This is a genomic window from Microbulbifer sp. ABF4_107, assembly GCF_056312215.1.
Map to the genome: position 1 here is coordinate 1253997 of NZ_CM149983.1, position 15337 is coordinate 1269333.

The 15337-nt window shown below is 46.6% G+C and carries 12 protein-coding genes; all 12 read left to right on the forward strand.

The genetic code is table 11. From position 1 onward, the window contains the following. Positions 1–9 precede the first annotated feature (9 nt). Complete coding sequence (locus ACYX4K_RS05175) at positions 10–1416, forward strand: mannose-1-phosphate guanylyltransferase/mannose-6-phosphate isomerase (protein WP_475093182.1); 1407 nt, start codon at positions 10–12, stop codon at positions 1414–1416. A gap of 50 nt (positions 1417–1466) precedes the next feature. Then, positions 1467–1883 carry a hypothetical protein gene (locus tag ACYX4K_RS05180; RefSeq protein WP_475093181.1) on the forward strand — a complete coding sequence of 139 codons (417 nt, stop codon included), beginning with the start codon at positions 1467–1469 and terminating at the stop codon, positions 1881–1883. A gap of 55 nt (positions 1884–1938) precedes the next feature. Continuing rightward, a complete protein-coding gene (locus ACYX4K_RS05185) occupies positions 1939–3189 on the forward strand; it encodes a hypothetical protein (RefSeq protein WP_476178780.1) in 1251 nt (416 codons plus the stop codon). Positions 3190–3227: 38 nt separating this feature from the next. After that, positions 3228–4376, forward strand: coding sequence for an FkbM family methyltransferase (locus ACYX4K_RS05190; RefSeq protein WP_475093179.1), 1149 nt, complete (start codon positions 3228–3230; stop codon positions 4374–4376). Between the two features lie 11 nt (positions 4377–4387). Continuing rightward, positions 4388–7642, forward strand: coding sequence for a sulfotransferase (locus ACYX4K_RS05195; protein ID WP_475093178.1), 3255 nt, complete (start codon positions 4388–4390; stop codon positions 7640–7642). Continuing rightward, the gene (locus ACYX4K_RS05200; protein ID WP_475093177.1) at positions 7635–8348 is read left to right on the forward strand and encodes an acyltransferase; all 714 of its coding nucleotides are present in this window, start codon (positions 7635–7637) and stop codon (positions 8346–8348) included. Before ACYX4K_RS05195 ends, ACYX4K_RS05200 begins: the two co-directional genes overlap by 8 nt. A gap of 4 nt (positions 8349–8352) precedes the next feature. Next, positions 8353–9468, forward strand: coding sequence for a GDP-mannose 4,6-dehydratase (gene gmd, locus ACYX4K_RS05205; protein ID WP_475093176.1), 1116 nt, complete (start codon positions 8353–8355; stop codon positions 9466–9468). A 12-nt stretch (positions 9469–9480) separates the two neighbouring features. After that, a complete protein-coding gene (fcl, locus tag ACYX4K_RS05210) occupies positions 9481–10446 on the forward strand; it encodes a GDP-L-fucose synthase (RefSeq protein WP_475093175.1) in 966 nt (321 codons plus the stop codon). A gap of 184 nt (positions 10447–10630) precedes the next feature. Beyond that, on the forward strand, positions 10631–11359 hold the full coding sequence (locus ACYX4K_RS05215; RefSeq protein ID WP_475093174.1) for a hypothetical protein: 729 nt from the start codon (positions 10631–10633) through the stop codon (positions 11357–11359). A 20-nt stretch (positions 11360–11379) separates the two neighbouring features. After that, entirely contained in the window at positions 11380–12141 is a 762-nt protein-coding gene (locus tag ACYX4K_RS05220; RefSeq protein ID WP_475093173.1) for a hypothetical protein, read from the forward strand. A 21-nt stretch (positions 12142–12162) separates the two neighbouring features. Next, positions 12163–12450: a hypothetical protein gene (locus tag ACYX4K_RS05225; RefSeq protein ID WP_406827634.1), complete on the forward strand. Its 288-nt coding sequence runs from the start codon at positions 12163–12165 to the stop codon at positions 12448–12450. Positions 12451–12479: 29 nt separating this feature from the next. Further along, a complete protein-coding gene (locus tag ACYX4K_RS05230) occupies positions 12480–15269 on the forward strand; it encodes a glycosyltransferase (protein ID WP_475093172.1) in 2790 nt (929 codons plus the stop codon). The last annotated feature ends 68 nt before the right edge of the window (positions 15270–15337 follow it).

Here is a 15337-nt window from a genome sequence, read left to right on the forward strand (position 1 = left end):
AAACTTCCAATGACGAGTATTACCCCCGTAATTTTATGCGGTGGCTCCGGAACACGGCTCTGGCCCAAATCCCGAAAAATGCTACCGAAGCAGCTTCTCAGTCTCACTGGGGAGCAAACCATGCTGCAGCAAACTCTCGAGCGTGTACGGGGATTCAATCGGCCGATTATTGTCTGCAATGAAGATCACCGCTTTATGGTGGCGCAGCAGGCCCAGGATATCGGCTTCGAAGATTTCACCATGATCACTGAACCGGCGGGTCGTAACACCGCCCCTGCGATCGCCTTTGCCGCTATTTCTGCCACACAGCAGGACGAGTCAACAAACCTGCTGGTACTTCCTGCAGACCACCTATTGGAAGACGTTGAGAGCTTCCACCGAGCTATTGATGTTGGTCTGCAGAAATCCGCAAGTGGTGGCCTGGTGACGTTCGGGATAGTACCGACCGCACCGGAAACTGGCTATGGCTATATCCAGAAAGCAGAAGGGGAAGATGGACAGGTTCTTCCTATTGCCCAATTTGTTGAGAAACCGGATAAAGCAACCGCAGAGCAATATATCGAGAGCGGAAATTATTACTGGAATGCCGGTATGTTTCTGTTTTCCGCAAAGAGCCTTCTGGCGGAGCTCGCGAGCCATGCACCAGCGATACACCGGACTTCGGTTGCGGCGATAGAAAATGCAAAAGTAGAAAGCGATTTTGTAAAGCTCCGCCTGGATGATATCAACGCAATCCCAGAAGACAGTATCGACTACGCGGTAATGGAAAAAACAAATCGTGGATTTGTTGTTCCACTGGCGTGCGGCTGGTCAGACGTAGGCTCCTGGTCGTCTCTCTGGGAGGCATTGGATAAGGACAACGCAGGAAATGTTGCACTTGGGGATGTCATTCTCGAAGACTGCAAAAACTCTCTGGTGTTTGGTGAAGACCACCTGGTTGCCGCGGTAGGCATTGAAGACCTGGTGATCGTGGATACAAAGAATGCGACCCTGGTTGCACCGAAAGATCGCGCCCAGGAAGTGAAGGCGATCGTCAGTAAAATCAAAACCGCTGGCCGTGACGAACACGAAATCCACCGGGAAGTGGCGCGACCCTGGGGCAAATACGATTCCATCGGCAGCGGCCCGCGTTTCCAGGTAAAGCGAATTACCGTCAATCCAGGTGCCAGCCTCTCACTGCAAATGCACCACCACCGCGCGGAACATTGGGTTGTGGTATCTGGTACTGCTGTTGTTGAAAGGGATGGTGAGCAAATAATGCTTTCTGAGAATGAAAGCGTGTATATCCCGATTGGCGCAAAGCACCGATTAAGCAACCCCGGTATCTTGCCTATTGAGCTAATTGAGGTGCAAAGCGGAAGTTATCTTGGAGAAGATGACATAGTGCGTTTTGATGATGTTTATGGGCGAAGTTAGCATTTAAAAATAGAGCATTTGGGTCGGCTAGAGATGAAAGGCTTTGGAAGATGAGCGACGAGATGGTTTTAACTAAAAATCTGGCAAGTGCAGAGGCAGAACTCGAACTAGCTAGGCTGCAAATAAATCAGCTGAAAGAAGACATTGAGTCCTCTAAAATCAAGCATGATGTGCAAGTTGCGTATTCGCTGGCACTCCTCAAAATACGTCAGTTGAACGAGGAAGTAGATTCCTTGGAGCGTTACGCTGAAACTAGTCAAGGTAGAGACGCGGAGCTTGAATTAGCACTTATTCAACTAAAGCGCCTTCAGAGTGAATTGGAAACTAATCTTAATAGTGACTACCAGCAGTATGTGGCAGAAAAGCAGGTTGATTTAGGGCCCAACGGCGTATTTGCGAGCTGCTTGACTCTTAGGCTACTTAGGCTTTATCAGGTTAGAGTCGAAGGCAATGCATTCGCTAGCTAATCGTGTAAACAGTATGCAGGTAATTCGCTTAATCGTCCTCGATCCTGGGTTAACAGTGAATGGCGGTCATCATGCAGCTTTCTATGAGACAGTTCAGCAAGCAGTGTCTCGAGGAGATATTAAGTCGCCAGTTGAATATTACTGTCATCGCAACGTGTCGTCATCGAGAATGGCGGGATACAAAACCGGAAGCGTCCAGTTAACTCCATATTTCGCAACGAACTTCTATTGTCACTATGGAAACAATCCCAGCTTTGATAGGGCTAATTCCTATATTGCGCATCTTGGCATTGAATATCTTCGACTTTTTAAGCATCTCTTAGTCAAGCCAAAAGCAAAAACGGACGAGGATGACACCCAGTCTTCTTTGCGAAATGACCAGAAAATATTGATTTTCTATCCGGCAATGGAGTGGTTTCATTTAATGGCTCTTGATTTTGCGCTGCAAAATCTTTGCCCAACGATATTGTCTCCAAATGTCGAACACCGAATTTGTCTGATGTATAACCCTGGGATAGATTATACTGGAAAAATTATTGACTCAGTGAAACGCATTAGTTACAAGTTGGCCTGCAATGCTGTATTGAACTGGGAGGGCGTAAAACTATTTGCATCAGACTTTGAGCTGGTCGAGCACTATAATAGTCTGCTGGAGGGTAAAGCAACTATATCTTTGCATCCGCAATACTTATTCAGCCCAATGAGGAGCTTAAGTGTTGAAGGTGGAGAGGCTTATGGGGGGAAAAAGCTGGCGCTATATTTTGGTGATGCCAAAATTGAAAAGGGATTTAATAGGTTGCCCGAGCTTGTTCAGCGGCTATTACCTATTTTAGGTCAGCGCGATCAGATAATAATTCATTATGTTTCTCAGGGAAATTGCCCGAAGCTGCTGGATTCAGAACGTAAAATTCGAGAGATCCAAAAAGTTGATTCTCGTGTTCGTGTGATTGATAAGTATATTCAAAATCAAGAACTGCAGTCTATTCTCCGGGAGTTGGATGTTTTTATTTTCACCTATGATAATGAGCACTATAGAAATAAATCCTCAGGATTTTTATGGTTACTTGTAGGTAAGAAATGCAGGCTGATTTTTCTAGGTGAAAATTGGTTGTATAGAGAGGCGTTGAGGCTAGGGCAGTGGTCATATTTAGTAGCTTTAGAAGAACTTGAGCATGCAGTAGCATTCACCTTAAAAGAAGATGAGCAATTTTCGCGGGGATTGAGAGAGCGGCCTCCCGTAGAGGGCTATTGTGGAAGTATTTTTCAGCCATTTTTCAGTTGGCTGTTTTCGTCATCTCCAGGCTAAGTTCAGAATGAATTATCTAAATTTCCTCTAGGTCACTTATGTCAAATAAACGAACACGACTTCAGTCTCAGATAGAGTATGCGGGACATAAAAGGGCTGCATTACAGTCCGAGCTTGAGGATCTGAGGGAGACCTATCAACTTGAAATTCAAAAGTTAAAACTGAAGATTGAGGAGAGTCAATCAATCCAAGATGAGCTGCAGCGGGAGGTTGGCAGAATCGAAAGTGCCAAGTCTATTCTCGAGCAGGAGCTGGATCGATTGCGCTCTGGTTTTTTCCAGGGGCGTAAGGTGCAATGTTTAGCTGAGCTTGATTCAACAAGTGGCAAAAAACTGAAAAAATCTCTAGATCTTATGAAAGTTGAGGTAAGTAATGGTGAAAGTTTTGAGTTGCTGCCTAATGGGTTTGAAAACCGGCTAAAAATTCTCGAAGTGGAAGTACAAATTTTGAACCATCAATTGAGCCTGGCATATCAAAGAGACCAAACATATAAAAAATGGAAATTATCTAATCGAAATCTAGTGGATGAGGCAGTTAGTCCGAATCTAGAGGAGCTGAGGGCAATTTCTCCCTCTCAGCTCGGGCAGGACCTGTGGGTTTTGGATAAGCTAAATTTTAAAAAAAATGGCTTTTTTGTTGAGTTTGGAGCAACCAATGGCATCTTGCTGAGCAATACCTTTCTGTTGGAGCGCTACTTTGGATGGCGGGGTATCTGTGCAGAGCCAAATCCAAAGTTTTATAAAGAATTAGAAAGTAATCGCTCTTGTATAGTGAGTGATGCATGTATCTCGGGAAAGTCGGGAGAAGAAGTTGATTTCCTTCTTGCCGGTGAATACGGCGGGATATCTAAGTTTGCATTTTCTGATTCGCACGCTGACAAGAGAGCTGCGTATGAAGTGTCTGGTGCTACGATGCCTGTGAAAACCGAGTCACTGCTAGAATTTCTTTTGCGTCTTCAATCACCGCGGACCATAGATTACTTGAGTGTAGATACTGAGGGAAGTGAGCTCGAAATTATAAAGAATTTTCCATTTCAGGAGTGGGACATAAGAATTATTTCTGTAGAGCATAATTACGGAGAATCCAGGCCAGTAATTAAAGAATTGCTAACTTCAATTGGCTATGTATGTGAGAGTCTCGAGTGGGATGATATGTACTATCTCCCGTGCGGATTTAAGTTGTTTTGACGGGAGTGAAAGTGAATTTTGATAGTTTAGTCCGTTTGTACCAAAACGGTGATTTCGAGAAGTTATTGCAAAGCTGTTGCGCAATGGTTCAGGCTAAGTGCGTCAAGTTTTCAACTTATGAGCTTGCCTATGATATTTGTAAAAAAGTCTTTGATAAGACTGGGCAGGAAAATGATATTTATTTTTCGAGAGACGTTTCAGTTGTTACTATTAACTTTAATAATCTTTCGGGCCTAAAGAAAACGGTTGAGTCTGTTCTCTCTCAGACGGCGAGAAATAAAATAAAGTATATCGTTGTCGACGGAGGCTCAACAGATGGATCGCTAGAGTACCTTGAGTCTGTTGCAAGCGAAATAGATATTTGTGTTTATGGGCGAGATGGCGGTATTTACAGCGCGATGAACCGTGGTTGCAAATTTCTGACTGACGGCTATACAGTTTTTATGAATTCCGGAGATTCTTTTTCTGGCGATTTAATTGTAGAAAGTGTATTGAAGCTGATTGATGAGCTTGGGAGAAAACCTGCTGCGATCTACGGGGCCGTTAATTTGGGAAATGGGGTGGTTTGGCGTCCTAAGCCTTTGCGGGATCTATGGAAAGGGATGGCGTTCTCTCATCAGTCGTTATTTCTAAATAATAGTTTTCTGAGAGGCTGTCCATTTAACGAGGGCCGTAAGATTGTCGCTGACTTCGAGCTTATCTACCAAGCGTTCTGCCAAAATGGCGATTTCGTTGATAGCGATATGTTGGTGGCGGATATAGAACCGGCCGGTGCATCGAGTGACTATATAACTCGGACGATAGAGCGTTGGGATGCTGTAAGATCTCAGGGTGAGGCTAGTGTACCCTTAGATACAGTCGACGAATATTATAGGTGTTTACTTCAAGACCCTGAGAAAAGTAATTTGTTTCCCGAGGTTTCAGCTCAATCATCTGCTTTAGGGGCAGGTGTAGAGGAGCGCCTTGTATTTTTGATTTCTATGCCTCGCTCCGGTTCAACCATGTTGCAAAAAATATTGATGGCAACCGATGCAATAGACTCAGTAGGTGAGCCGTGGGTGATGCTCCCATTGTTGAGTATGTATGATGAAGACTTGTTGGATTCAAAGTATGGGGTCAGTTTGAGTGTTAGGGCCTACGATGCACTTTGTAATGAAAGGGGGCTGGATTCTGACACCCTTCATTCGGCACAGCGGGCGTACGCCATTGAAATGTATGAAAAAATTATCGAGGATTCGAAGAAGATGTACTTCCTTGATAAGACTCCTCGTTATATCTATGTTGCTGATAAACTAGCAACTTTGTTTCCAAAGGCTAAGTTCATAGTACTGCTAAGAGATCCTGCGGATATTTTGAGCTCTTACCTCCACACATGGTTTAATGGTGATGCAAACAAACTTCTAGGTGATAAGTTCTGTAAGTATGACTTCACTCATGGATTTGGCCGCCTTGCTAGCTTTGTTAATTCTGACTTTTCAAACATGCATGTCGTTAAATATGAAGATCTTGTCCGCCAGCCTGAAGAGGTGGTAAGGAGGCTATGCAATTATTTGGGAGTAAAGTTCGATGCAAATTGTTTGAGCTATAATAAGGGGAGATCTATAGACAAAAAGTTCTCTTTCGGAGATCCGGAAAGTGTTTATGTGAAGAGGTCTCCTGATGCAAATAACACTGGGAAATGGCTGGAAAAGCTAAAAAATAATTCACTGAAAAACGAATTTCGTAGCGTCTATGATCTTATTCCGGGTGATGTCGTTCAAGCTCTAGGGTACTCTCGTTCTGATGTTGTGTCGCATGCAATGACCGAATTAGAGCTGAAGAAAGTGAAAGATTTTTTCGGGTATTTTGAAAAAGTATACTGTATAAACTTACCTAATAGTGTAGACCGAAGAGCGCATATTTCTGAAACATTGGGGGAGGTTCTTGGAGAAAATTTTGAATTCTTTAGCGCAAGTAGTGTAGAAGATGAGCTTGTTAAACTAGCTTACGATAATGACAAAGTGCTTGAGTTTCCCAGCTGTTTCCGTTGTGGGCAATTAAGCTGCGGAAAAAATGATTGTAATAATGTCCTGATTCCAGCTCAGGTTGCAACGTTTATTACATATAAACGGCTCTGGGCGCATATGGTTGATAATGACATAAAGAATGCGTTGATAATTGAAGATGACATTGTTTTAAATGATTATATAGGTGCGATATTAGGTTCGGCTAGATTTTACTCTGATCTTGATAATACAGGAATTAATTCTGAGAAACCTACTTTGATAAGATTAGGTTGGGCTTTAGGCGATGATCATCAGTACTATGGTGAATATCAATTCATCACAGATGATTTAAAAATGTCAAATCCTTGTCACGCTATAAATGGATCTTTTGCAAAGCATTGTCTCGAAAAGAGTGATTTTATAGGCACTACAGTGGATGTCTTTCAGCATATCCATGCTATTGATAAGAGTGTGAGTAATTTCACTCTAGTTCCCCCCCTAGCCCATGAGCTTTCTTGGAGTACCGGTAAGCTTGCTTCATTGATTCATCCGAAAGAAATTCACTTGAACTTTTTGGAGGGGCGCAGCGTTGGGTCCGACGTGATCGAGCTTGAAAAAGAAAAGTTTCAGAATCATAAAAAGCACGTGAATTCTTATGAGGCAATTATTTACTGTAGAAAAGAAAATATTGCTGATTTTGAGTCTGCTTTTAAAGGTGAGGTAAAAATTCGAGGGCGCTCTTTTAAGTCAAGCTTTATATGTTCAGAAAAAGTTTACTTAAGGCCTGTAAAGGATCAGCTATTTTTGGGTGCGGAAAGACTGGTTCATTCACCGGAGAAAATTATTGTTGTGCCTGACCCGATTGACTTTACGCGAAGGGCTCTCGAAGGAGGTCCTGCTTTGCAAGATCTAATTGTCGAGTGTTCGTTTGATGAGCTGCAAATATGTCCCCCTCAGTTGGCTGCTAGCTCTGGTCTCTCGGCGGAGGCTGCCATCCAAGGGTGTTTTAGTTGGTATTCTGAGCTTGCGAAGAGTGGTTGCCAAATTTTAACACTTTCTCAAGATTATGTTCGGAAAGTTCTGGGTGATTACTCTGAATCACTAAGTCATACAGGGGCGTACTGTAGTTTAGAATTTGTGTATCAATTTTTCCGAGATGTTAGGGGGCTCTCTACTGAGAGTGTAGAGTATCTTGAGCGCTTTTATGGCCTGGAATCTTTCTCGGATAAGACAGGAGTAGATTCTTGGGTTGATCAACGGGAAGAATTGACCAGTGTCTGAATATTTATTACGGGATTTCGCTGAATTGGCCACGATAAACGGTAAATTCGGCGAAAGTTGTCGACTTTCGCTCTCTGACATTACTGTTCGAGCAATAAAAAGTGGGGTTCTTAGGCTTACTATTAATTCAGGAGTACCTAATAGAGAAATCGAAAATGTTGATATATTTATTGGGGCGCGAAGTGGATCTATTTCGTTGACTTTTAGTTATTCCGGAGCCAAGTGTTATTTTGGAGACAACACATCTGGCGCATTTGATGTTAGATTTTTTAGAAACTCTCACTTTAAAATCGGTAATTCATCGACTGCAAACGGTGTTAAAGCAGTACTGGATTTGTCAGATATAAGTATCGGTGAGGATTGTTTGTTGTCAGACGATATCCTGATTCAAGCTGCGGATCAACATGGTATTGTTGATCTTCAAACAGGAATGATAGTAAACAACGTTCCTCAGAAAGTGCACGTGGGTGATCATTGTTGGATTGGTCGAAAAGTTACCTTATTACCAGGTGTGGTAGTAGGCGAGGGAAGTATCATCGGTGCCTGCGCTGTTGTCACTAAGACTATAGGGCCTTGTAGTTTAGCGGTTGGCTGCCCAGCGCGAATAGTAAAATCAGATGTTTCTTGGAGTAGGGCTGCTACGCAACTTGATGGTTGGTCAAAGAAGCTTGTAGAACAATTTAATTTAAACGGTATCTCTTCTTAATTTTATGAAAAAAGCTTTAATTACAGGTGTGACTGGTCAAGATGGTTCATATTTGGCCGAGTTTTTGCTTGAGAGAGGTTACGAGGTTCACGGTATCAAGCGCCGTGCGTCTTTATTTAATACCGAACGCGTCGATCATATCTATCAAGATCCCCACGAGAACAATCCGCGTTTTTTCCTCCATTACGGAGATTTAACTGACTCGTCGAATCTAACTCGTATTTTAAAGGATGTGCAACCGGACGAAGTGTACAACTTGGGTGCACAGTCTCACGTAGCCGTTTCCTTTGAGGCTCCGGAGTATACTGCTGACGTGGATGCGATGGGCACCTTGCGGCTGCTGGAGGCGATTCGTTTCCTAGGTCTGGAGAAAAAGACCCGCTTCTATCAGGCTTCGACTTCCGAGCTTTATGGCTTGGTCCAAGAGATTCCGCAAAAGGAAACTACTCCGTTCCACCCGCGCTCGCCCTATGCGGTGGCCAAAATGTATGCCTATTGGATTACGGTCAATTATCGCGAGTCCTACGGTATGTATGCCTGTAACGGGATCTTGTTTAATCATGAATCCCCTCGCCGTGGTGAAACCTTTGTAACCCGCAAGATTACCCGTGGTATTGCCAATATTGCGCAGGGCCTGGAGCAATGTTTGTACATGGGTAACCTTGATGCCCTGCGCGACTGGGGGCATGCGAAGGATTACGTGCGCATGCAGTGGATGATGCTGCAGCAGGAAGTGGCCGATGACTTCGTGATCGCTACCGGCAAGCAGATTTCGGTGCGTGAGTTTATCCGTATGTCTGCTCGGTATGCTGGCATTGAACTGGAGTTTTCCGGTAAGGGTGTGGACGAGATCGCGACGGTCAGCGCGATCACGGGAGATAATGCGCCAGGCGTTTCTGTTGGTGACGTAATCGTGCGAGTAGATCCACGCTATTTCCGCCCTGCAGAGGTTGAGACACTCCTGGGTGACCCTTCCAAAGCCAAGGAAAAATTGGGGTGGGTACCAGAAATCACCGTTGAAGATATGTGTGCGGAAATGGTGGAGGCCGACCTCGCCAAGGCTAAGCAGCATGCGTTGCTCAAGGAGCACGGCTTTGATGTGTCCGTGGCTAAAGAGTAGGGCGGGGTTGATATGAGCAAGAAACGGGTTTTTGTTGCCGGTCATCGTGGGATGGTCGGTTCTGCGATTATTCGTCAGCTTGAGCTTCGCGATGATGTTGAGTTGGTTGTGCGCTCTCGTAATGAGCTGGATCTGATCAGTCAAAACGCAGTATTGGCGTTCTTCTCCAGCGAGCGGATCGACGAAGTGTATCTGGCTGCCGCCAAGGTGGGTGGTATCCATGCCAACAATACGTATCCCGCAGAGTTCATCTACGAGAACCTGATGATGGAGTGCAATATCATCCACGCCGCGCATCTTGCCGGTGTGGAGAAGCTGCTGTTCCTGGGCTCTTCTTGTATCTATCCCAAAGAAGCGGAGCAGCCGATGGCAGAGTCTGCGCTTCTGTCGGGGCCGCTTGAGTCCACCAACGAGCCCTACGCGATTGCCAAGATAGCCGGTATTAAACTCTGCGAATCCTACAATCGCCAGTACGGACGCGACTATCGTTCGGTCATGCCCACTAACCTATATGGGCCCAATGACAATTTTCACCCGGAAAACTCCCATGTAATCCCCGCGTTACTGCGGCGCTTTCATGAGGCGAAAGAGCGTGGAGATGCGGAAGTCGTAGCATGGGGTAGCGGTACACCGATGCGGGAATTCCTGCACGTAGACGATATGGCCGCGGCCTCTGTGTTTGTGATGGAGTTGGATCGGGCGCGCTACAGTGCGAATACCGAGTCCATGCTGAGTCATATCAACGTCGGCACCGGCGTGGATTGTACAATCCGTGAGTTGGTCGAAACGGTCGCAGAGGTAACGGGATTCCGGGGTTCTATACGGTGGGATACCAGTAAGCCCGATGGCACCATGCGCAAGCTCATGGATGTGGATCGCTTGTCGAAGCTTGGCTGGCGGGCCTCTACCACCCTTAGAGATGGGCTGCAACAGGCCTATTCATGGTTTCTCGAAAATCAGGCGGATTTCCGCCGATAGCACCTCTATCTGCCGGGCGTAACCGCCCGGTCTCATTTCCCCTGTAATTCGCTCTCAAATTTGGCCGTACACGGCTGATTCCCCTCGGGTTCGTGGGTATAATTCTACGTTTTTTATAATGAAGGCCATTTGACCGGGTACGCGTTGGCGTGATGCGGTCAGGAATACAGTTGGAGTACAAAAAATGAGCAGTATTGAGCGCGGTGAAGTTGAAGCGATGGCCGACGATTTACGCTATTTTGAGGCGCTGGTGAAAGATAATGTCCAAGCGCTGCAGGCAAGTGTGGTGGCCGCTGTAGAAGCCAGTGCGAACCCCTATGATCATTTGAAGGCTGTGGCGGACGTGCTGGTTGAGAACCAGGCGCAAATGTCTGCTCGAATTAAGATATTAGAGCAAGTGTTGCTTAGCAAGGCCACTGTAGACACGCGGATGCCTACGATGGCGCAACCGGTAGCGGAACATAACTACGCGCCCCAGGCGCGAGTAGAGGTATCCGCGGCGGTGTTTGGTGAAAACCAGAATATGTACGGTGTTGAATATACACCCGAAGGCCTTGCCTATAGTTGGACCGGGCCAGCACCGGAGATTGTGTTTGACGTGCCGGTACTGCGAAATGTCGACAAGGTGTTTCGTCTGGGCTTTATCTCCGCGATGGATGACGACGAGTTGCTCAAAGAGGCCAAAATCCTCGTAGATGGGCAGGCGCAACAGGTGGATCTCGATTTTGATGGGCAGACGCGCGGCCTGACCTGCCGTGTGCCGGCGAGTGAGGGTGCTCGGGCTACGCGGATTGAAGTAAAACTGGTCCGTACATTAAGCCCAGCGGAATTAGGTAATGGCGAAGATCAGCGAAAGCTCGGACTAGCGGTCACTGGGTACCGGGTTTGCGATGGAGAAGGTCAGTCCAACTGACTGGCAGTTGGTAGCTTCCCGTGAGAAAACTGATTTTACATTACCACCTGTTCAAGAATGCAGGTTCATCGATTGATGAGATCCTTCGTCAAAGTTTTGGCGATACCTGGTTAAAGTTTGATAAAGAGACTTCCTCGGCAAAGATTCTGCCCGCGGATATGCAGGGGTTTATCGATCGACATCCGACGGCACGGGCGATTTCCTCCCACCAGGCGATGCCACCTCTGCCCCAGGGGGAGTATGAAGTCTTCCCGTTGGTGTTCCTTCGCCACCCGCTCGATAGAGCGCGCTCTGCGTACCTTTTCGAGTGGAAAAAGCAATTGGGGTTAACCGAACCGAAGGGTACTTTTGCGGAATACGTTCGGGAGAAACTGGACCCGCAAAACCATGGTCCTATTGCTGATTTTCAAGTATTGCAACTGTCGAACGAATCAGTTGAAGGTGACAAACCGCGGCATGCAACCACTGGCGAAGAGCGTTTGGAGCGAGCAAAAACGTTTCTTGAAGAACTGGCTTTCTTCGGTCTGGTTGAGCGGTTCCACGAGTCATTGCTGCGTATGCACTTTTGCCTACAGTACCATTTCCCCGAGCTAAAAGTCATAAATAGACAGATAAATACTACCCAGGTTGCTGCACAGCAGTTGGAAGATAAATTGATGACTGTTCGACGGGAACTTGGTGAAGCGCTATACGGGGAGCTTTGTGATCGAAACAAGTACGATCTGGAGCTGTATAAATTTGCGTGCGCCCGCTTCGATTCGGTCGTTCCTAGAGAAAGTTGATTTTTAATATTCGGGGGTTTTATGAGTGATTCTGTAGAGCAGCTGTTGCTGGATAAATACAAGTCAGAAAAAGAGAAAGGTGAATATCTGTTTCACCGTTTGTGCGTTTCCTATGCCAAGGTTTATATGTTTCGGCGGTCGATTTTAGGGCGCTTGATCGGCCATGTTGAGCGTGTTGTCCGCTATGCGACCTTTCGTGCATCATCAAAAAGCGAATTGACGCAACTATACGAGGCTGCATTACAGTTTCAGGAAGAGCGTGGAGTCGATTTTCACACCGTATTGAAAGAACACGCAAAAAGTGCCTGAATCGGCAATTATGGATGTATTTAAGCCCAATGAATGAAACGTGTAGTGAGCGACCCGAAGTGCTAGAGCCTCAAATCAGCAATGATATTGAAGCAGAAAGTGAGAAAAATGCGTATCTGGCCGGAGAGCTTGAGCGCTTTTCTTCGGGTATGAGTCAGGTTGCGCAGAGTAAAATCGGTAAGGTAGCACTGGCGCTTGAGGCCTTTGGCCGCCGGATTCCGCTGGTGGGGGGGCGGCGTTATTTGGACGAGGCTCTGGATATCGCGCGCTTGCCGGCAGACGAGAGAACCAGCTTCGCCCACATGGTTTCGCCAGCAGCGATTGGTTCGCATCGCTCAGAGTATCTATCGTCTGCGTATGCCCAATTCATTGAGAGTGGTATCCCGGCTGACCCAGAGCTACTTGACGAAGAGCATCTTCAAGCTCTGGAAGATGTAAATTCTCAGCTATATCAAAAGGTGGTACATCAGCAGGCCGCTATCGGAAGCGCGTTACGTGGCATGCGGGGGGCATTCAATCGGTTGGCAGATTGGGCGGCTGCAAAGCTGACGCGCCGAAGCGGGAAGGCCGGTTATCTTTGGAGTCTTTGGTCCGACTATAAAAGCTTTAAGTGCGACCATGGGGAAGATCTTGCGGCAGCAGAAAGCCGTGGATTTAATCGATTAAAGTATCTCATTCAGGTTTTACGGTACGCGCTGGCCAACCCTTACGCATGCCTACACATTTTTACCTGGCATCGCTTTAAACGCTTGGTGCGCGTACTCCTCGGAATAGAAAAATTGAATGGCGCCGCTTGGATTGAGCAGCGCTTCCCGCTAGATGCAAATGTGGCAGAGAAACCGGTTATTTTCCCGGTTGACGAGGTGTCATCTAAGTCTGTAGAGCTCACCTTTCCGGCGTACGAGAACCCACTGGTCAGCATTATTATTCCGGTGTACAACCAGTACCCCACCACGTTGTCCTGTCTGCAATCTGTTCTGGCACACACCAGTGATATTCCATATGAAGTGATCATTGCCGATGACCGCTCGAGTGATATTACGGAGTCCATCGGAGATCGCATAAAAAATATTCGTGTTGTGCGCAACGATGTCAACCTGGGCTTTTTGAAAAACTGCAACAACGCCGCGAGATTTGCTGAGGGGCGTTATCTTGTCCTTTTGAATAATGACACCAATCCGCAGCCAGGTTGGTTGCAATCACTATTGGATGTGGTCTCAACGCAGAAAAACGTCGGACTAGTTGGTCCCAAGCTGCTATTTGAAGATGGAGTATTGCAGGAAGCGGGTGGCATTATCTGGCGCGATGCGAGTGGCTGGAACTATGGTCGAGGTCAAAATCCGGACTTACCCGAGTTCAATTATGTTCGGGACGTAGATTATATCTCTGGTGCCTGTGTACTGCTTGAAAAGGGGTTGTGGGATGAGCTAGGGGGCTTCGATGAGCGTTTTTGTCCCGCTTATTATGAAGATACGGACCTTGCGTTCGAGATCCGAGCTCGCGGCTTGCGGACGGTTTACCAGCCTGCATCGAAGGTGGTGCATTTTGAAGGTGTAAGCCACGGTAGCGATATCAATTCTGGTATCAAGAAGCAGCAGCGTATTAATCAAGTGGTATTGCGCAAGAAGTGGAAGGCCGAGCTCGAAGCGAATAGCTGCGATGTGGGTGTTGATGTATTCGATGCGCGGGAAAGAGCGGGCGACCAGCCGACAGTGTTGTTTATCGACCATTACGTGCCTTTTTACGATAAGGATGCCGGATCCAGGTCGACCTTCCTCTATGTGAAAACCATGGTTGAAATGGGGATTCGGGTTAAATTTCTCGGGGCAAATTTCTTTCCTCACCAGCCATATACCGAGACCCTTCAGCAACTTGGTGTTGAAGTGCTATATGGTGAAACAATCGCTCGGAACTGGAAACTCTGGCTTGAGGAGAACGCAAAATACCTTGATGTCATTTATCTGCACCGGCCACATATTACCGAAGATTTTATAGCGGAAATTAAGGCGCTTAAGAATTGTCCGCGCTTGGTTTACTTTGGGCATGATCTTCATTACCTGCGTACAGAGCGTGAAGCCGTGGTCGCTGGTGACGAAAAGCTAAAGAAAGATGCGGAAAGCTGGAAGGCGCGCGAAACCCGGATTTTTCAGCAAGTGGATACCGTGCTCTATCCATCGGATGTGGAAGTGGATGCTGTTCGGGAAATCGCACCTGCTACGGACGTCGCGCAATTACCTCTATATGTACTCGACTCTGCAAATATCGAGCCTTACGAGTTTTCTGCTCGAAAAGACTTACTGTTTGTCGGTGGGTTTACCCACACTCCGAATGTTGATGCGGTCCTGTGGTTTATAAGTGAGGTGATGGAGAAGGTCCGTGCCGTTGACCCTGAGGTGCGCCTACATGTCGTTGGTTCCAATGTTCCTGATGAAATCAGTGCTCTTGCTTCAGCAAATGTAATAGTGCATGGCTTTGTGAGTGATGCCGAGTTAGAGCAGCTTTACCGTGCTGTTCGCGTTTGCGTGGTTCCTCTTCGTTACGGTGCCGGTGTGAAGGGGAAAGTTCTGGAAGCATTGCAAGCCGGTGTACCATTGGTTACGACACCAATCGGTGCAGAGGGAATTCCAGCATCCGAAACAGTTATGGCCGTTGCTGAGAGTGCCGATGATTTCGCACACGAATTGATAGCGCTATATACCAAAGAATCCCTTTGCGAGAAGCAGTTGGCTGAGCGCCCGGGTTTTATTGAGCAATTCTTCAGTAAGGAAGTGGTCAGAGGCGCTATTGATAGGCATATTTTGTGCGGTATTGACGAGTGACGGGATAGCCGTGCCCCCTGATGCGCATAAAGGAATAGTCAAGGTACTTGGTTGCGTTTGGAGTCTTA